18 protein-coding genes and 1 other annotated feature are annotated in these 19,160 nt (G+C 43.9%); all 18 genes read left to right on the top strand.

What is annotated here, in order from left to right; translation table 11 throughout:
* Window positions 1-2 precede the first annotated feature (2 nt).
* The 18 genes from BTO28_RS04495 (at window position 3) to rplC (ending at window position 19,137) form a co-directional block, all read left to right on the top strand.
* On the top strand, window positions 3-512 hold the full coding sequence (locus BTO28_RS04495; protein ID WP_076764350.1) for an NYN domain-containing protein: 510 nt from the start codon (window positions 3-5) through the stop codon (window positions 510-512).
* A 98-nt stretch (window positions 513-610) separates the two neighbouring features.
* Window positions 611-1,225 (top strand): RNA polymerase sporulation sigma factor SigH, encoded by a 615-nt coding sequence (sigH, locus tag BTO28_RS04490; protein ID WP_076764366.1) that lies wholly within the window; start codon window positions 611-613, stop codon window positions 1,223-1,225.
* Window positions 1,226-1,291: 66 nt separating this feature from the next.
* Window positions 1,292-1,438, top strand: a complete 147-nt coding sequence (gene rpmG, locus BTO28_RS04485) for a 50S ribosomal protein L33 (RefSeq protein WP_076764349.1) — start codon at window positions 1,292-1,294, stop codon at window positions 1,436-1,438.
* 34 nt (window positions 1,439-1,472) lie between these two features.
* The gene (secE, locus tag BTO28_RS04480; protein ID WP_076764348.1) at window positions 1,473-1,658 is read left to right on the top strand and encodes a preprotein translocase subunit SecE; all 186 of its coding nucleotides are present in this window, start codon (window positions 1,473-1,475) and stop codon (window positions 1,656-1,658) included.
* A gap of 202 nt (window positions 1,659-1,860) precedes the next feature.
* Window positions 1,861-2,397 carry a transcription termination/antitermination protein NusG gene (gene nusG / locus BTO28_RS04470; protein ID WP_076764346.1) on the top strand — a complete coding sequence of 179 codons (537 nt, stop codon included), beginning with the start codon at window positions 1,861-1,863 and terminating at the stop codon, window positions 2,395-2,397.
* Between the two features lie 164 nt (window positions 2,398-2,561).
* Window positions 2,562-2,987 (top strand): 50S ribosomal protein L11, encoded by a 426-nt coding sequence (rplK, locus tag BTO28_RS04465; RefSeq protein ID WP_045851841.1) that lies wholly within the window; start codon window positions 2,562-2,564, stop codon window positions 2,985-2,987.
* 103 nt (window positions 2,988-3,090) lie between these two features.
* Complete coding sequence (gene rplA / locus BTO28_RS04460) at window positions 3,091-3,792, top strand: 50S ribosomal protein L1 (RefSeq protein WP_076764345.1); 702 nt, start codon at window positions 3,091-3,093, stop codon at window positions 3,790-3,792.
* Between the two features lie 45 nt (window positions 3,793-3,837).
* Window positions 3,838-3,982 (top strand) — a sequence feature (ribosomal protein L10 leader region).
* Between the two features lie 59 nt (window positions 3,983-4,041).
* Window positions 4,042-4,542, top strand: coding sequence for a 50S ribosomal protein L10 (gene rplJ, locus BTO28_RS04455; RefSeq protein ID WP_076764344.1), 501 nt, complete (start codon window positions 4,042-4,044; stop codon window positions 4,540-4,542).
* A 70-nt stretch (window positions 4,543-4,612) separates the two neighbouring features.
* Complete coding sequence (gene rplL, locus BTO28_RS04450) at window positions 4,613-4,975, top strand: 50S ribosomal protein L7/L12 (RefSeq protein WP_076764343.1); 363 nt, start codon at window positions 4,613-4,615, stop codon at window positions 4,973-4,975.
* A 69-nt stretch (window positions 4,976-5,044) separates the two neighbouring features.
* A complete protein-coding gene (locus tag BTO28_RS04445) occupies window positions 5,045-5,644 on the top strand; it encodes a class I SAM-dependent methyltransferase (RefSeq protein ID WP_076764365.1) in 600 nt (199 codons plus the stop codon).
* Window positions 5,645-5,885: 241 nt separating this feature from the next.
* Window positions 5,886-9,440: a DNA-directed RNA polymerase subunit beta gene (gene rpoB / locus BTO28_RS04440; RefSeq protein ID WP_076764342.1), complete on the top strand. Its 3,555-nt coding sequence runs from the start codon at window positions 5,886-5,888 to the stop codon at window positions 9,438-9,440.
* Between the two features lie 93 nt (window positions 9,441-9,533).
* On the top strand, window positions 9,534-13,127 hold the full coding sequence (rpoC, locus tag BTO28_RS04435; protein WP_076764341.1) for a DNA-directed RNA polymerase subunit beta': 3,594 nt from the start codon (window positions 9,534-9,536) through the stop codon (window positions 13,125-13,127).
* A 255-nt stretch (window positions 13,128-13,382) separates the two neighbouring features.
* Window positions 13,383-13,805: a 30S ribosomal protein S12 gene (rpsL, locus tag BTO28_RS04430; RefSeq protein WP_076764340.1), complete on the top strand. Its 423-nt coding sequence runs from the start codon at window positions 13,383-13,385 to the stop codon at window positions 13,803-13,805.
* A 42-nt stretch (window positions 13,806-13,847) separates the two neighbouring features.
* Window positions 13,848-14,318, top strand: coding sequence for a 30S ribosomal protein S7 (gene rpsG, locus BTO28_RS04425; RefSeq protein ID WP_076764339.1), 471 nt, complete (start codon window positions 13,848-13,850; stop codon window positions 14,316-14,318).
* Window positions 14,319-14,370: 52 nt separating this feature from the next.
* The gene (fusA, locus tag BTO28_RS04420; protein WP_076764338.1) at window positions 14,371-16,449 is read left to right on the top strand and encodes an elongation factor G; all 2,079 of its coding nucleotides are present in this window, start codon (window positions 14,371-14,373) and stop codon (window positions 16,447-16,449) included.
* A gap of 129 nt (window positions 16,450-16,578) precedes the next feature.
* A complete protein-coding gene (tuf, locus tag BTO28_RS04415; protein WP_076764337.1) occupies window positions 16,579-17,766 on the top strand; it encodes an elongation factor Tu in 1,188 nt (395 codons plus the stop codon).
* A gap of 394 nt (window positions 17,767-18,160) precedes the next feature.
* A complete protein-coding gene (gene rpsJ / locus BTO28_RS04410) occupies window positions 18,161-18,469 on the top strand; it encodes a 30S ribosomal protein S10 (RefSeq protein ID WP_018395154.1) in 309 nt (102 codons plus the stop codon).
* A 35-nt stretch (window positions 18,470-18,504) separates the two neighbouring features.
* Window positions 18,505-19,137 (top strand): 50S ribosomal protein L3, encoded by a 633-nt coding sequence (gene rplC / locus BTO28_RS04405; RefSeq protein ID WP_076764336.1) that lies wholly within the window; start codon window positions 18,505-18,507, stop codon window positions 19,135-19,137.
* Window positions 19,138-19,160 lie beyond the last annotated feature (23 nt).

Below are 19,160 nucleotides of genomic sequence, written 5' to 3'. Positions count from 1 at the left end.
CGATGGATATTTTACTCGTAGACGGCTATAACATGATCGGCGCCTGGCCGGAGCTGCGTCAGTTAAAGGATACGGACTTTGCCGGCGCTCGTGATCGTCTTGTCAAATTAATGGCGGAATATCAAGGAGTGCATGGCTGCCGTGTCATTGTTGTGTTTGATGCTCATTTTGTGAAAGGGACTGAAAAGAAATATCACGATTCAAAAGTGGAAGTCATTTTTACAAGAGAAAACGAATCGGCGGATGAACGAATCGAAAAGCTGGCGATTGAGTTGAATAACGTGCGTGATCAAGTTACGGTGGCAACCTCAGATTACACGGAGCAATGGGCTGTCTTCGGACAGGGTGCCCTCCGTGTGTCAGCGAGGGAACTTTTGACAGAGCTTAGCGAGATGCGAAAATCAATTGAAAAAAATCTTGATGCCATCAGTGAAGTCAAGCTGCAGGCTCGAATACCACTCAGCAAAGAACAAACGGAAATATTGGAAAAGTGGCGCCGCGGCGAAAAATGAATGATTGACGCAAAAAAAATTCTTGCTGTATAATATTACTAGCAATGTTTGGCAGGCAGAGGGGATGTGTAAGCTTGAACCGTTCAATAAGTGTGACGATGGATACGCTGAACGATGAGCAGTTAGTGGAACTTGTGCACAACGGCGACAGTGATGCCCTCGATTATTTAATTCATAAGTACCGGAACTTTGTTAGAGCAAAAGCGCGATCGTATTTTTTAATCGGCGCCGATAAAGAAGACATCGTACAGGAAGGCATGATCGGTCTCTACAAAGCCGTCCGTGATTTTAAAGGGGACAAGCTCAGCACGTTTAAAGCGTTTGCGGAGCTTTGCATAACCCGGCAGATCATTACCGCTATTAAAACCGCAACACGTCAAAAACACATTCCACTCAATTCCTATGTGTCCCTTGATAAGCCTATTTACGATGAAGAATCAGACCGGACGTTAATGGACGTATTAATAGGTGCAAAAGTAACGGACCCGGAAGAATTAATTATTAACCGCGAACAGTTTTCCAACATAGAAGGCAAAGTGAATGAGCTGCTAAGCGACCTTGAAAGGCAGGTACTTGCATTGTATTTGGACGGTCGTTCGTATCAGGAAATATCAGAAGAATTAAACCGTCATGTGAAATCGATTGACAATGCCTTGCAGCGGGTAAAAAGGAAATTAGAACGGTATCTTGAATTTAGAGAGATTACCATTTAATGAAAACTTGACGAAATACCGCTTTCAATGATACGTTTTAAGAATTGAAATGGTTAGGTGATTAAAATGGCGAAAAAAGTGCCGCTTGAATGTACGGATTGCGGATCACGAAACTATTCGACAACTGTTAAAGACAACAGCGGCGAACGCCTGGAAATAAAAAAATTTTGCGGTGTCTGCAATAAACATACTGTTCATAAACAGACGAAGTGACACCGGCGGATTTCTTTTTGGAGGTTTTCAGTAAATGTCACGCATTACACAGTTTTTTCGTAACGTGCGCTCGGAAATGGGAAAGGTCAGCTGGCCGAAAAAGAAAGAACTAACGACGTATACAATTACCGTTATTACAACCGTTGTATTTCTTTCTCTCTTTTTTGCTGTCGTGGATCTGGGCATTTCATCGCTCGTACGATGGGTTTTAGAATTGTAATCAGCCTTCTGGAAAATTCACTTGAATACTCAATGTTTTTCCGTGCTATAATGGAAATTGATAAGATCAAAGGCGAAAGTGAACATTCAGGACGCCGCCTTTGCTACCCGCACCGTGCGGGCCCAAAGAAACAAGAAGCCCGTATAACGGGTTTTTTCATTTGGTTTAAATGAAAAGGAGGGAAGGACACAAGTCCCTTTCTATGGAAAAAAATTGGTATGTTGTACACACGTATTCGGGTTACGAGAATAAAGTAAAAGCTAATCTTGAAAAACGCGTTGAATCAATGGGGATGCAGGATAAAATCTTTCGTGTAATCGTACCGGAAGAAGAAGAAACCGATGTGAAAAACGGCAAAAAGAAAGTCACGAAACGAAAAGTATTCCCGGGGTACGTGCTTGTTGAAATCGTCATGACAGATGATTCTTGGTACGTTGTTCGAAATACACCGGGCGTCACCGGCTTTGTCGGTTCATCTGGACACGGTTCGAAACCTACAGCCTTATTGCCGGATGAAGTCACATCAATCTTGAAGCAAATGGGCATGGACGAACGCCGCCTTGATGTGGAGTATGAACTTGGCGAAACGGTCGTTGTAAAAGAAGGGCCATTTGCGGACTTTGAAGGAACTGTTGAAGAGATTGATCAGGATAAAGGCAAGCTGAAAGTCCTCGTAAACATGTTCGGTCGTGAAACGCCTGTTGAACTTGATTTTGATCAAGTAAACAAATTATCCTAAAAAACGGCTTGAATTATTATGTAAAAAATGATACTATTTCTTAGGTCAGTACGTCTTGTGCTGTTAAGACTCATTTTATAATCGTCTTTATTTAAATAAAGATAGACAGAGTGGGAGGGGCAAAGCCCCATGTACCACATCACGGACTTAAGGAGGTGTGTCTCGTGGCTAAAAAAGTAATTAAAGTTGTAAAACTGCAAATTCCTGCAGGTAAAGCAAACCCTGCACCGCCGGTAGGTCCGGCACTGGGTCAAGCTGGTGTTAACATCATGGGATTCTGTAAAGAATTCAATGCGCGCACAGCGGATCAAGCAGGCTTGATCATTCCGGTTGAAATTTCGGTTTTTGAAGACCGTTCATTTACATTCATCACAAAAACTCCGCCTGCAGCTGTTTTGCTTAAAAAAGCAGCCGGTATCGAATCAGGATCTGGAGAACCGAACCGCAATAAAGTTGCAACGGTTAAGCGTGATAAAGTGCGTGAAATCGCTGAAACAAAAATGCCTGACTTAAACGCAGCTGATGTTGAAGCAGCTATGCGCATGGTCGAAGGTACTGCCCGCAGCATGGGTATTGTGATCGAAGATTAATCAGCTGTCTGTTTTTGGGGTTGCGTTGTGAAGGTATTACTTCACTCGCAACCTTTATTCGTGGGAGGTAAATCCGTTAAAACCACATAAGGAGGATATAAACATGACTAAACATGGTAAAAAATTTCAAGATGCGGCGAAACTAGTTGACCGCACAAAGCAATACTCAGTAGAAGAAGCAATTGATCTTGTGAAAAAAACAAGCACGGTGAAATTTGACGCGACAGTTGAAGCGGCATTCCGTCTTGGCGTTGACCCGAAAAAAGCGGATCAACAAATTCGCGGTGCGCTTGTTCTTCCAAATGGAACAGGTAAAACACAACGCGTTCTTGTATTCGCAAAAGGCGAAAAAGCAAAAGAAGCGGAAGCTGCAGGTGCAGACTACGTGGGCGACAGCGACTTCATTAACAAAATTCAGCAAGGCTGGTTTGAATTTGATGTTATCGTTGCAACACCTGACATGATGGGTGAAGTTGGTAAACTTGGTCGCGTACTCGGACCAAAAGGTTTAATGCCAAACCCGAAAACAGGTACTGTTACATTTGACGTTGAAAAAGCAATTCAAGAAATCAAAGCAGGTAAAGTAGAATACCGCGTTGATAAAGCTGGCAACATTCATGTTCCAGTTGGTAAAGTATCATTCGAAAACGAAAAGTTGATCGAAAACTTTACAGCTATTTTCGACACAATGATGAAAGTAAAACCTTCAGCAGCAAAAGGTGTATACATGAAAAACGTTTCTGTTACATCAACAATGGGTCCTGGTGTAAAAGTCGATCCATCATCTGTAGCAGCGAAAAAATAAATTGACAATGAACGATTTCTCTGGTAAAGTGAAATCTGTTGTAAATATACATGTACATTTGTACCGTAGACAGCAGGGGTCTTTTTGACTTAATGATCCTGCCGAGGACAGCGAAATAGATAGTGCGACAATTTTGTCCGCTTTTCGTGCCTCTATGTCTTCCGGGACATAGAGGTTTTTACGTTTCCCGTGACGGTATTAAATTGTGAGCGGATCCCGCTCGTACAAATTCTACAGGAGGTGTAGCAGATGAGCAGCATTATCGAGAAAAAACAAGCACTTGTCGGTGAAATTGCCGACAAACTTAAAAACAGCCCATCGACAGTTATCGTTGACTACCGCGGTCTTTCTGTGGCTCAAGTAACGGAACTTCGTAAGCAGCTTCGTGATGCGGGTGTTGAGTTCAAAGTATACAAAAATACAATGACTCGCCGTGCAGCTGAACAAGCAGGCATTACTGGTCTTGAAGAGTTCCTTACAGGTCCTAATGCGATTGCATTCGGCAGCGAAGATGTTGTCGCTCCAGCTAAAATTTTGAATGAATTCGCGAAGAAAAACGAAGCACTTGAAATTAAAGCGGGCGTACTTGAAGGCAATTTCGTTTCTGTTGAAGAAGTTAAAGCACTTGCAGAACTTCCTTCACGCGAAGGTCTTCTTTCTATGGTACTCAGCGTTCTTCAAGCGCCAATCCGCAATTTCGCTCTTGCAGCGAAAGCAGTGGCCGATCAAAAAGAAGAACAAGGCGCGTAATTGTAAGGCAAGCCGTATAGCGGCTTAAACGAATATACTATTTTAAAACACACTAAGGAGGAAATACAAAATGTCTAAAGAGCAAATCATTGAAGCAATCAAAGAAATGTCCGTTCTTGAATTGAACGACCTTGTAAAAGCAATCGAAGAAGAATTCGGCGTAACAGCAGCTGCACCAGTAGCAGTAGCAGGTGGTGCTGGCGGCGAAGCGGCAGCAGAAAAAACTGAGTTTGACGTTGTTCTTGCTGGAGCAGGCGATCAAAAAATCAAAGTTATCAAAGTTGTTCGCGAAATCACTGGTCTTGGTTTGAAAGAAGCGAAAGAGCTTGTTGATAACACTCCAAAATCACTTAAAGAAGGCGTAGCGAAAGAAGAAGCTGAAGAAATCAAAGCGAAACTTGAAGAAGTTGGCGCTTCTGTAGAAGTGAAGTAATTTTTGATACAATGACGCAAAAGTCCGCTGGAATCAGCGGGCTTTTGTTTGTTGAAAGGAGAAATTTCTTTGAGCGATCATTACTTTTCTAAAAATCCAGACAGTGAACACCGTCCGCAGCAATTTACATTTACGCTGCGAGGAAAAGAATACCGTTTTAATACAGATGCCGGTGTTTTCTCGAAATCGGAAGTCGATTTTGGTTCGAGACTGCTGATTGATACGTTTGAATGGCCGGACATTGAAGGGCCGATTCTTGATGCTGGATGCGGGTACGGACCGATTGGTATTTCGCTTGCGGCAGAACAGCCGGAACGCACTGTTCATATGATCGATGTAAATGATCGGGCGCTCAGGCTAGCACGGGAAAATGCCCGCCTGAATAAGATTGAAAACCTATTGATTTATGAAAGTGACCGTCTGCAAAATGTGTCGGAAGAGGGATTCGCCGCAGTGCTGACAAATCCTCCGATTCGTGCCGGAAAACAAACGGTGTTCGACATTTTACAAAACGGATTTGCGAAACTTGCTGATGGCGGAGAAATTTGGGTTGTCATTCAGAAGAAACAAGGAGCTCCTTCAGCAATAAAAGAATTAGAGAGACTAGCCGGTTCATGTGATACAGCAGCAAAGTCAAAAGGCTATTTTATTTTGCATGCGAAAAAATAATTGACCCAAAAAAAACCGTATGCTATCATTATAAAATGCCAATATAATATTTGTGCCCGTTTGTCAATGAGAATATTTTTTCATTGAAATGGGAACAATGACAACAAAATAGGGCCATTTGTGATAAAAATGAGGTTTTCTTTGACAAAACCTTTTTCTTTTTGTCTTATTGAGTATGAGAATACTCTGCCTTAAGAGGAATTATAGGCAATTATAACGCTTGATTTGAGGGGTGAATCAGTTGACAGGTCAACTAGTTCAGTATGGACGACACCGCCAGCGCAGAAGCTATGCGCGCATTAGTGAAGTATTAGAATTACCGAATTTGATTGAGATTCAAACAGCCTCCTATCAATGGTTTCTTGATGAGGGACTGCGTGAAATGTTCCAGGACATTTCTCCGATTGAAGATTTCACAGGCAATCTGGCATTGGAATTTATCGATTATAGCCTTGCCGAGCCAAAATATCCCGTGGATGAATCAAAAGAGCGAGATGTAACCTACTCCGCTCCGCTCCGCGTGAAAGTCCGTCTTTTAAACAAAGAAACGGGCGAAGTGAAAGATCAGGAAGTTTTCATGGGCGATTTCCCGCTTATGACCGAAACAGGAACATTCATTATTAACGGTGCAGAGCGCGTTATCGTTTCTCAGCTTGTTCGTTCTCCAAGTGTGTACTACAACGGAAAACTGGACAAGAATGGAAAGCGCGGCTTTACTGCGACTGTTATTCCAAACCGTGGTGCCTGGCTAGAATATGAAACAGACGCCAAAGACATTGTATATGTCCGTATTGACCGGACGCGTAAATTGCCAATAACGGTTTTACTGCGTGCGCTCGGGTTTGGTACTGATCAAGAAATCATCGACTTGCTTGGTGATAACGAATATTTACGTAATACGCTTGAAAAAGATAACACAGAAACAACGGAAAAAGCGCTAATTGAAATTTATGAGCGACTTCGTCCGGGCGAGCCGCCAACAGTTGAAAACGCGAAGAGCCTTCTAGTCTCTCGTTTCTTTGACCCGAAACGGTACGATCTTGCCAGCGTAGGCCGCTATAAAATGAATAAAAAGCTTCATACGAAAAATCGCTTGTTTGGCCAGCGTCTTGCTGAAGCTCTTGCTGATCCTGAAACAGGTGAAATTATCGCAGAGGCAGGAACAATTCTTGACCGTCGTACGCTTGATAAAATTATCCCTCATCTTGAAAATGGGGTATCTTTTAAATCTTACCGTCAATCAGGCGGTGTAATTGAAGATGACATGACGGTTCAATCTATTAAAGTGTATGCGCCGAATAGCGAAGACGAACAGGTCATCAACATTATCGGGAATGGTTTCCCGGAAATGAACGTGAAGAATATTACTCCGGCTGATATTATTGCGTCAATCGGCTATTTCTTCAATCTTCTTTACGGTGTAGGCGACACTGATGATATCGATCATCTTGGCAACCGCCGCCTTCGTTCTGTCGGAGAACTACTGCAAAACCAATTCCGAATTGGTTTGTCCCGTATGGAACGTGTTGTTCGTGAGCGTATGTCGATTCAGGACACTGCAACAATTACGCCACAGCAATTGATTAATATTCGCCCGGTTATTGCGTCGATTAAAGAATTCTTTGGAAGCTCACAGCTTTCTCAGTTCATGGATCAAACGAACCCGTTGGCTGAATTAACCCATAAACGCCGTCTTTCGGCACTCGGTCCTGGTGGTTTGACGCGTGAACGCGCAGGTTTTGAAGTGCGTGACGTTCATTACTCTCACTATGGGCGCATGTGTCCGATTGAAACGCCTGAGGGTCCAAATATCGGGTTGATTAACTCATTATCTTCATTTGCAAAAGTGAACCGTTTCGGCTTTATCGAAACGCCTTACCGCCGTGTTGATCCTGATACAGGCTGCGTGACGGAAAGAATTGATTACTTAACAGCTGATGAAGAAGATAACTACGTTGTCGCCCAGGCGAATGTGCCGCTTAACGAAGATGGTTCATTTGCGGAAGAGGAAGTTGTTGCGCGTTTCCGCGGTGAAAACACCGTTGTTAAACGCGAACGTGTGGATTACATGGATGTATCGCCGAAGCAGGTTGTATCGGCTGCGACAGCGTGTATCCCGTTCCTTGAAAACGATGACTCCAACCGTGCCCTCATGGGAGCGAACATGCAGCGTCAGGCTGTTCCATTAATGCAGCCAGAAGCGCCGATTGTAGGAACAGGTATGGAGTACGTTTCCGGAAAAGATTCTGGTGCGGCCGTTATTTGTAAACACGAAGGAATTGTTGAACGAGTAGAAGCACGCCAAATTTTCGTCCGTCGTATTCAAGAAGTAGATGGACAGGAAGTAAAAGGCGATCTTGATAAATACAAACTTCAAAAATTCATCCGTTCTAACCAGGGAACATGTTATAACCAGCGTCCAATTGTTGCTGTAGGAGACCGCGTTACAAAAGGAGAAATCCTCGCTGACGGTCCTTCAATGGAACTTGGTGAACTAGCATTAGGACGAAACGTTCTTGTCGCATTCATGACATGGGACGGCTACAACTATGAAGATGCCATCATCATGAGTGAAAGACTTGTAAAAGATGATGTGTATACTTCCATTCATATTGAAGAATATGAGTCAGAGTCACGTGATACAAAACTCGGACCGGAAGAAATCACGCGTGACATACCGAATGTTGGAGAAGATGCACTTCGCAACCTCGATGATCGCGGTATTATTCGAATCGGTGCGGAAGTCAAAGATGGTGATTTACTTGTCGGGAAAGTAACACCTAAAGGGGTAACAGAACTGACAGCGGAAGAACGCCTTCTTCATGCCATCTTTGGTGAAAAAGCTCGAGAAGTCCGTGATACATCGCTTCGCGTCCCTCACGGCGGCGGCGGTATTGTACTTGATGTAAAAGTCTTTAACCGTGAAGATGGTGATGAACTGCCACCGGGTGTAAACCAGCTCGTGCGGGTTTACATTGTTCAAAAACGGAAGATTTCTGAAGGCGATAAAATGGCCGGACGCCATGGTAATAAAGGTGTTATTTCCCGTATCTTGCCGGAAGAAGATATGCCTTATATGCCAGACGGCACACCTGTAGATATCATGCTTAATCCGCTCGGCGTACCATCCCGTATGAACATCGGACAGGTGCTTGAGCTTCACTTAGGATTGGCTGCCCGCTACCTTGGCATTCATGTTGCATCACCTGTATTTGATGGTGCTTCAGAGGATGATGTGTGGGAAACAATTGAAGAAGCAGGCATGAGCCGTGATGCAAAGACCATTCTTTATGATGGACGCAGTGGCGAACCGTTTGATAACCGTGTATCCGTTGGAATCATGTATATGATCAAATTGGCGCACATGGTTGATGACAAACTTCATGCCCGTTCAACAGGTCCTTACTCACTCGTTACACAGCAGCCGCTCGGCGGTAAAGCACAGTTTGGCGGTCAGCGTTTCGGAGAGATGGAAGTGTGGGCGCTTGAAGCATATGGCGCTGCTTATACATTGCAGGAAATCTTGACTGTTAAATCCGATGACATCGTCGGACGTGTGAAAACATACGAAGCGATTGTCAAAGGCGAAAATGTTCCAGAACCAGGTGTTCCTGAGTCATTCAAAGTACTTATTAAAGAATTGCAAAGTCTTGGTATGGACGTAAAAATTATGTCCGGTGATGATCAGGAAATTGAAATGCGTGATCTTGAAGATGAAGATGACGTTCAACAGGCAGATACGTTAAATATCGCACCTGAACCTGCTGGTACTGAGCCAATCGGATCAACAGAATGAACCATTAAATAAATTTGTCCAAAAAGCGCTTGTTTTCAGCGCTTTTTGGGCGCTTTCAAGGAATTTGGTAAAAAGAAAAGGGAGGTAGGCCCCTTGATCGATGTTAATAATTTCGAGTATATGAAAATTGGTCTTGCTTCACCGGACAAGATTCGTTCATGGTCTTACGGAGAAGTTAAGAAGCCTGAAACAATCAACTACCGTACGCTTAAGCCGGAAAAAGACGGCTTGTTCTGCGAACGAATTTTTGGTCCGACAAAGGACTGGGAATGTCATTGCGGTAAATATAAGCGAGTTCGTTATAAAGGCGTTGTCTGCGATCGCTGCGGCGTTGAAGTAACGAAAGCAAAAGTACGCCGTGAACGGATGGGTCACATTGAACTAGCTGCCCCTGTCTCACACATCTGGTATTTCAAAGGTATCCCAAGCCGCATGGGTCTCGTTCTAGATATGTCCCCGCGTGCACTCGAAGAAGTTATTTATTTTGCTTCATACGTTGTGACAGAATCTGGGGATACGGCGCTTGAAAAGAAACAGCTTCTTTCTGAAAAAGAATACCGTACGTACCGTGATAAATACGGAAGCAAATTCCAGGCTTCTATGGGTGCGGAAGCGATTAAAAAACTTCTTCAGGACATTGATCTTGAAAAAGAAACAGAGCAGTTAAAAGAAGAGTTAAAATCAGCTCAAGGACAGCGTCGTACTCGTGCGATCAAGCGTCTTGAAGTGATTGAAGCATTCCGTCATTCGGGCAACAAACCGGATTGGATGATTCTTGACGTTCTGCCAGTTATCCCGCCTGAACTTCGCCCGATGGTACAACTTGACGGCGGCCGTTTTGCGACATCTGACTTGAATGACTTGTATCGCCGTGTAATCAACCGAAACAACCGTTTGAAACGTCTTCTTGACTTAGGTGCACCAAGCATCATCGTTCAAAATGAAAAACGTATGCTTCAGGAAGCGGTTGATGCGCTGATCGACAATGGACGCCGAGGACGCCCGGTAACAGGTCCTGGTAACCGTCCATTAAAGTCTCTTTCTCATATGCTGAAAGGGAAGCAAGGTCGTTTCCGTCAAAACTTGCTCGGAAAACGTGTTGACTACTCAGGCCGTTCCGTTATTGTTGTTGGACCAAACTTGAAAATGTATCAATGTGGTCTTCCGAAAGAAATGGCCCTTGAATTATTCAAACCATTCGTGATGAAAGAACTCGTGGAAAGAGGTCTTGCGCACAACATCAAGAGTGCAAAACGTAAAATCGAACGGGTTCAATCTGACGTATGGGATGTCCTTGAAGAAGTCATTAAAGAACATCCGGTATTATTGAACCGCGCACCGACGCTTCACCGTCTCGGTATTCAAGCATTTGAGCCGACGCTTGTTGAAGGACGCGCAATCCGTCTCCATCCGCTCGTTTGTACAGCATATAACGCTGACTTTGATGGTGACCAGATGGCGGTTCACGTTCCGCTTTCTGCTGAAGCACAGGCGGAAGCACGCATGCTCATGCTTGCTGCGCAAAACATCTTGAATCCGAAAGACGGAAAACCGGTTGTTACACCGTCTCAGGATATGGTACTCGGCAACTACTACTTAACGCTTGAACGCGAAGGAGCAGTAGGTGAAGGGGCTGTTTTCAAAGATACAAATGAAGCGATCTTAGCTTACCAAAATGGCTATGTTCACCTTCACACACGTGTGGCGGTTGCGGCATCATCGCTTGAAAATCAAACCTTTACAGAAGAACAAAATAAAAAGCTTCTTGTTACGACGGTTGGTAAATTGATCTTTAACGAAATTTTACCGGATACATTCCCGTTCATTAACGAGCCGACAAGCAGCAACCTTGAAGTGAAAACGCCGGAGAAATATTTCGTGGATGCGGGTGTGGATGTGCGTGAACACATCGCGAAACAGGAAATTGTGTCGCCGTTCAAAAAGAAAATCCTTGGTAACATCATTGCTGAAGTGTTCAAACGCTTCAAAATTACGGAAACATCAAAAATGCTTGACCGCATGAAAGACCTCGGCTTCAGATATTCGACAAAAGCGGGTATTACTGTAGGGGTTGCGGACATCGTCGTTCTTGGTGAAAAAGAAGAGATTTTGAAAGAAGCACAGGACAAAGTGGATAACGTAATGAAGCAGTTCCGCCGTGGTTTAATTACGGAAGAAGAACGCTACGACCGCGTTATTTCCGTCTGGAGTGCAGCGAAAGATGTCATTCAAGGCAAATTGATGGAATCACTCGATAAACGAAATCCAATCTTTATGATGAGTGACTCCGGCGCCCGTGGTAACGCATCAAACTTTACACAGCTTGCGGGTATGCGCGGACTCATGGCCAATCCGGCCGGCCGTATCATCGAACTTCCGATCAAATCTTCATTCCGTGAAGGTCTGACAGTACTCGAGTACTTTATTTCGACGCATGGTGCGCGTAAAGGTCTTGCCGATACCGCATTGAAAACAGCCGATTCAGGTTACTTAACACGCCGTCTTGTTGACGTAGCACAAGATGTTATCGTCCGTGAAGATGATTGTGGAACAGACCGCGGTTTGGAAATCAGCTCGATTAAAGATGGAACAGAAATTATCGAAGCGCTTGAAGAACGTCTTGTTGGACGTTATTCACGCAAAGCGATTAAGCACCCGGAAACGGGCGAAGTTCTTGTTCGTGAAAACGAGCAAATCGACGAGGATTTAGCGAAAGTCGTAGTGGAAGCAGGCGTTGAAAAAGTATGGATCCGTTCTGCGTTCACATGTAATACACGCCATGGTGTATGTAAAAAATGTTATGGACGCAACTTGGCGACAGGCCAAGAAGTAGAAGTTGGGGAAGCAGTCGGTATTATCGCTGCCCAATCTATTGGTGAGCCAGGTACACAGCTTACAATGCGTACGTTCCATACAGGTGGTGTAGCAGGAGACGATATCACACAAGGTCTTCCGCGTATCCAGGAGATTTTTGAAGCGCGTAATCCAAAAGGTCAGGCGATTATTTCGGAAATCAATGGTACGGTTACTTCGATCAATGAAGGTCGCGACCGACAACAGGAAATCGTTATTCAGGGCGATGTGGAAACTCGCACATATACAGCGCCATATACAGCGCGCTTGAAAGTCACTGTCAACGATCAAATTTCCCGCGGTCAAGAACTGACTGAAGGCTCAATTGATCCGAAAGAATACTTGAAAATCAAAGACGTTACATCTGTACAGGAATACTTGCTTCGCGAAGTGCAAAAAGTATACCGTATGCAAGGTGTAGAAATCGGCGATAAGCACGTAGAAGTCATGGTGCGTCAAATGCTGCGTAAAGTGCGTGTTCTCGAAGCGGGTGACACAGATGTTCTTCCAGGCAGTCTGCTTGAAATTCATCAGTTCCGTGACGCGAATGAAAAAGTCCTTCTCGAAGGCGGCACACCGGCAACAGGACGTCCAATCCTGCTTGGTATTACAAAAGCGTCATTGGAAACAGATTCATTCTTGTCAGCTGCATCATTCCAAGAAACAACACGTGTCTTGACAGACGCAGCAATCAAAGGAAAACGCGACGAATTGCTCGGATTGAAAGAAAACGTCATTATCGGAAAACTCGTTCCAGCGGGTACTGGTATGCAGCGTTACCGCCGATCCGAAGCAAATTTGAAACAAGTGGAAGAATCAGTTCCGGTTGAATAATTATGTTACCGGTGTTTGTATGTACAAACACCGGTAATTTTTTTCGGAAGATAGTTGACACTAAAAAGTGAAAGTGATAATATGATCAAGGTGCTCCTATATGATCATTCTTAGAATTTATATATAGGAACAAAACAATTGTTGCTATTATATGCAAATGATGTTTTTGTAGATTTCTGCAAGAACTTTGTTTTTGCCCAAAAATGAGCCACCTGGAAGTGTGGGCTTAGAAAAAAAGGAAGGGAGGATCTTTACATGCCTACTATTAATCAGTTAGTACGTAAGCCTCGTAAATCAAAGATCACTAAATCGAAGTCTCCGGCGCTTAATAAAGGATTCAACAGCTTTAAGAAATCCCAAACGAATGTACTTTCTCCGCAAAAACGCGGTGTTTGCACACGTGTTGGTACAATGACGCCGAAGAAACCAAACTCAGCGCTTCGTAAATATGCGCGTGTGCGTTTGAGCAACGGTATTGAGGTAACAGCTTATATCCCTGGTATCGGCCATAACCTTCAAGAGCATAGCGTTGTTTTGATTCGCGGCGGACGTGTAAAAGACTTACCGGGGGTACGTTACCACATCGTACGTGGTGCGCTTGATACTGCCGGCGTTGAAACTCGTCGTCAAGGCCGTTCTAAATACGGTACAAAACGCCCTAAAGCTCCTAAAGCATAATAAATAAACTTAAAAACCTAATTTCCGAAAGGAGGAAAACACATGCCACGTAAAGGTCCTGTAGCAAAAAGAGACGTATTGCCTGATCCGCTTTACAACTCAAAATTAGTTACACGTCTTATTAACAAAATGATGGTTGACGGGAAGCGTGGAAAATCCCAAGCCATCCTTTACGCAGCTTTTGACACAATCCGTGAACGCACGGGTAATGATCCAATGGAAGTATTCGACCAGGCGATGAAAAACATCATGCCGGTACTAGAGGTACGCGCTCGCCGCGTCGGTGGTGCAAACTACCAAGTGCCAGTTGAAGTTCGTCCGGAACGCCGTACAACACTCGGCCTCCGCTGGTTGGTAAACTATGCACGCCTTCGCGGTGAAAAAACAATGGAAGAACGCCTTGCAGCGGAAATCCTTGATGCAGCAAACAACAGCGGTGCTTCTGTTAAAAAACGTGAAGATACGCACAAAATGGCGGAAGCGAACAAAGCATTCGCTCACTACCGCTGGTAATTTTTAAAACTAATTTAAACCTACCCTAATTCAGGAAGGAGAAAGACAATAGATGGCAAGAGAGTTCTCCTTAAAAAACACTCGTAACATTGGAATCATGGCTCACATCGATGCTGGTAAAACGACAACGACTGAGCGTATCCTTTATTACACTGGCCGTATTCACAAAATTGGTGAAACGCACGAAGGTGCTTCACAAATGGACTGGATGGAGCAAGAGCAAGAGCGTGGTATTACAATCACATCTGCAGCAACAACTGCTCAATGGAAAGGTCATCGCGTTAACATCATCGATACACCTGGACACGTAGACTTCACAGTTGAAGTTGAACGTTCACTTCGTGTACTTGATGGTGCTGTAACGGTTCTTGATGCTCAATCCGGTGTTGAGCCGCAAACGGAAACAGTATGGCGTCAAGCGACAACATACGGTGTTCCACGTGTTGTATTCGTCAACAAAATGGACAAATTGGGTGCAGACTTCCTTTACTCTGTCGGCACAATCCATGACCGTCTAATGGCGAACGCACATCCAATTCAATTGCCAATCGGTGCTGAAGACGAGTTCTCAGGCATCATTGACTTAATTGAAATGAAAGCAACAATGTATGGCAATGACCTTGGTACTGAAATCGAAGTTGTTGACATTCCTGCTGATTACCAAGACCAAGCAGAAGAGTACCGTGAAAAGCTGATTGAAGCTGTAGCGGAGCTTGATGAAGAATTAATGGAGAAATACCTTGGCGGCGAAGAATTGACGAATGAAGAAATCAAAGCTGCGATCCGCAAAGGTGTTATCAATGTAGAATTCTTCCCTGTAATGGTTGGATCTGCATTTAAAAACAAAGGCGTTCAGCTTATGCTTGACGCTGTTATCGACTACCTTCCAGCACCAGTTGATGTACCAGCAATCAAAGGTACACTTCCAGACAGCGACGAAGAAGTGGAACGTGAATCAAGCGATGAATCGCCATTCTCGGCTCTTGCGTTTAAAGTTATGACGGATCCATATGTCGGTAAATTAACATTCTTCCGTGTATATTCAGGTGTTCTTTCATCTGGTTCATACGTACAAAACTCAACGAAAGGCAAGCGTGAGCGTGTAGGACGTATCCTTCAAATGCACGCTAACTCTCGTGAAGAGATTTCGGAAGTATACGCGGGCGATATCGCCGCTGCTGTTGGATTGAAAGATACAACAACAGGCGACACGCTTTGCGATGAGAAAAACCTTGTTATTCTTGAATCTATGGAGTTCCCTGAGCCAGTTATCTCACTTTCAGTTGAGCCGAAAACAAAAGCCGACCAAGATAAGATGACAACAGCGCTTCAAAAACTTCAAGAAGAGGACCCTACATTCCATGCGCATACTGACCAGGAAACTGGTGAAGTTATTATCGCAGGTATGGGTGAGCTTCACCTTGACATCATCGTTGACCGTATGCGTCGCGAGTTCAAAGTAGAAGCAAACGTTGGTGCTCCACAAGTATCATATCGTGAAACGTTCCGTTCAAGCGCACAAGTTGAGGGTAAATTTGCCCGTCAATCTGGTGGTCGCGGACAATTCGGTCACGTTTGGATCGAGTTCTCTCCTAACGAAGAAGGAGCAGGATTTGAATTCGAAAATGGTATCGTCGGTGGTTCCGTACCACGTGAATACATTCCAGCAGTTCAAGCAGGACTTGAAGACGCTATGAAAAATGGTGTTCTTGCCGGCTATCCATTGATCGATGTTAAGGCCCGCCTTTTCGACGGTTCTTACCATGATGTCGATTCATCTGAGATGGCGTTTAAAATTGCTGCCTCTATGGCCCTTAAAAACGCAATTTCTAAATGTAACCCGGTACTTCTTGAGCCGCTAATGAAAGTTGAAGTTGTTATTCCTGACGAATATCTAGGCGATATCATGGGTGATATTACATCACGCCGTGGACGCGTAGAAGGTATGGAAGCACGCGGAAACGCTCAAGTTGTTAAAGCGTTCGTTCCACTTTCTGAAATGTTCGGTTACGCAACGTCACTTCGTTCTAACACGCAAGGACGCGGTAACTACTCAATGCACTTCGATCATTACGAAGAAGTGCCGAAGAGTGTCATGGAAACAATCATCAAAAAAAATAAAGGCGAATAATTGATTTATACGTGTTAATCAAGTATAAATACTATTGTAAGCTTTCCCTTCTTCCGGAAAAACCTTTTTTCCGGGGAAGAACTATATATACAAATACTAATTTTTATATTTTGAAGGAGGAACTTCCTAATGGCAAAAGCAAAATTCGACCGTTCTAAACCACACGTTAACATTGGCACAATCGGCCACGTTGACCATGGTAAAACAACTCTAACAGCTGCAATCACAACAGTTCTTGCAAAAACTGGTGGTGCAGAAGCGCGTGCATACGATCAAATCGATGGTGCTCCAGAAGAGCGCGAGCGCGGTATTACAATCTCAACTGCACACGTTGAGTACGAAACTGAAACTCGTCACTACGCACACGTAGACTGCCCTGGACATGCTGACTATGTTAAAAACATGATCACTGGTGCAGCTCAAATGGACGGCGGTATTCTTGTAGTATCTGCTGCTGATGGCCCAATGCCACAAACTCGTGAGCACATCCTTCTTTCTCGTCAAGTAGGTGTACCATTCCTAGTTGTATTCATGAACAAATGCGACATGGTAGACGATGAAGAGCTTCTTGAGCTTGTAGAAATGGAAGTTCGTGACCTTCTTTCTGAATATGATTTCCCTGGCGATGACATTCCTGTTATCAAAGGTTCTGCTCTTAAAGCACTTGAAGGAGATGCTGCATGGGAAGAAAAAATCCATGAGCTTATGGCTGCAGTTGATGAGTACATCCCAACTCCAACACGCGACACTGACAAACCATTCATGATGCCTGTTGAGGATGTTTTCTCAATCACTGGCCGTGGTACAGTAGCAACTGGACGCGTTGAGCGTGGACAAATCAAAGTTGGTGATACAATTGAAATCATCGGTTTGACTGAGGAGCCAAAATCAACAACTGTAACAGGTGTTGAAATGTTCCGTAAGCTTCTTGATTATGCTGAAGCTGGCGACAACATCGGCGCACTTCTTCGCGGCGTAGCGCGTGAAGAAATCCAACGTGGTCAAGTACTTGCGAAACCAGGTACAATCACACCACATACAACTTTCAAAGCGGAAGTTTATGTTCTTTCTAAAGAAGAGGGTGGACGTCATACTCCATTCTTCACTAACTACCGTCCGCAGTTCTACTTCCGTACAACTGACGTAACTGGTATCTGCAACCTTCCTGAAGGCGTAGAAATGGTTATGCCTGGCGATAACGTTGAAATGTCTGTAGAATTGATCGCTCCAATTGCGATTGAAGAAGGTACTAAATTCTCAATCCGTGAAGGCGGCCGTACTGTAGGCGCTGGCGTTGTAGCAACAATCCAAAAATAATATCGTTCCTTGTGAATGATTCAATCCATCCCGGTTATCGGGGTGGATTTCTTGTTTTAGTATAGGTGACCAAAATGTCGCCTTTTATTTTTTTGAGCTGCACAGTAAAGCAGTTGTTTTTTGAGGGGTTTATCATTATTACAAAGTGATTAGTCTGTCATTTTAATATAGAAGAAACTCGTTTAAGACAATGGATTTTTTCTATATATAAAAATTTGATTCTATTGTTGCAATCCTCCCGTAAAGGGGGTATAATAATCAATGTTGGTTTTTGACAGCGATGATGCGGAAGGTTGCTGACACACCCGGCCGCTTTGCCATGGCGTTGATGTCAGGTAAAAATTTTCGCGGAGTATGTCTATTAGCTAAATAGGCGATAAAAGGAGGGAAAATAATGGCAAAACAAAAAATTCGTATTCGTTTGAAAGCATATGATCATCGTATTCTTGATCAATCAGCTGAGAAAATTGTTGAAACGGCTAAACGTTCTGGTGCAAGTGTATCAGGTCCAATCCCGCTTCCAACTGAGAAATCTATCTACACAATCCTACGTGCGGTTCATAAGTACAAAGATTCTCGTGAGCAGTTCGAAATGCGTACTCATAAACGTTTAATCGATATCGTGAACCCAACTCCAAAAACAGTTGATTCATTGATGCGTTTAGACTTGCCGTCAGGCGTTGACATCGAAATTAAACTATAATAAATAAACTAACAATTAATCAGGAGGTGTGACTCATGACCAAAGGAATCTTAGGAAGAAAAGTAGGTATGACGCAAGTGTTTGCTGAAAACGGTGACCTTATCCCGGTAACTGTAATCGAAGCAGCACCAAACGTTATCCTTCAAAAGAAAACAGTCGAAAGCGACGGCTACACAGCGGTTCAATTAGGTTTTGAAGACAAGCGTGAAAAGCTTGCGAACAAACCGTCACTTGGACACGTAAAGAAAGCAGGCGAAGGCATCGCACCTAAGCGCTTCATTCGTGAGTTCCGTAACATCGACAATGATCTTGAAATTGGTCAAGAAGTCAAAGTTGATATTTTTGCAGAAGGCGATATCGTCGACGTAACAGGAATTTCTAAAGGGAAAGGCTTCCAAGGTGCTATTAAGCGTCACGGGCAAAGCCGCGGCCCTATGTCTCATGGTTCCCGCTACCATCGTCGTCCGGGTTCAATGGGACCTGTAGCGCCAAACCGCGTATTCAAAAACAAACTTCTCCCTGGCCGTATGGGCGGAGAGCAAGTAACTGTACAAAACTTGCAAGTAGTGAAAGTAGATGCTGAGCGCAACGTTCTTCTTATTAAAGGAAACGTTCCAGGATCTAAAAAAGCCTTGATCCAAGTGAAATCTGCGGTTAAAGCAAACTAATCAACTTTTTTAGGAAAGGAGGA

Origin of the sequence: Domibacillus epiphyticus (assembly GCF_001975785.1) — a bacterium.
GTDB lineage: Bacteria > Bacillota > Bacilli > Bacillales > Domibacillaceae > Domibacillus > Domibacillus epiphyticus.
This window is presented reverse-complemented; position numbering and strand designations above follow the sequence as displayed.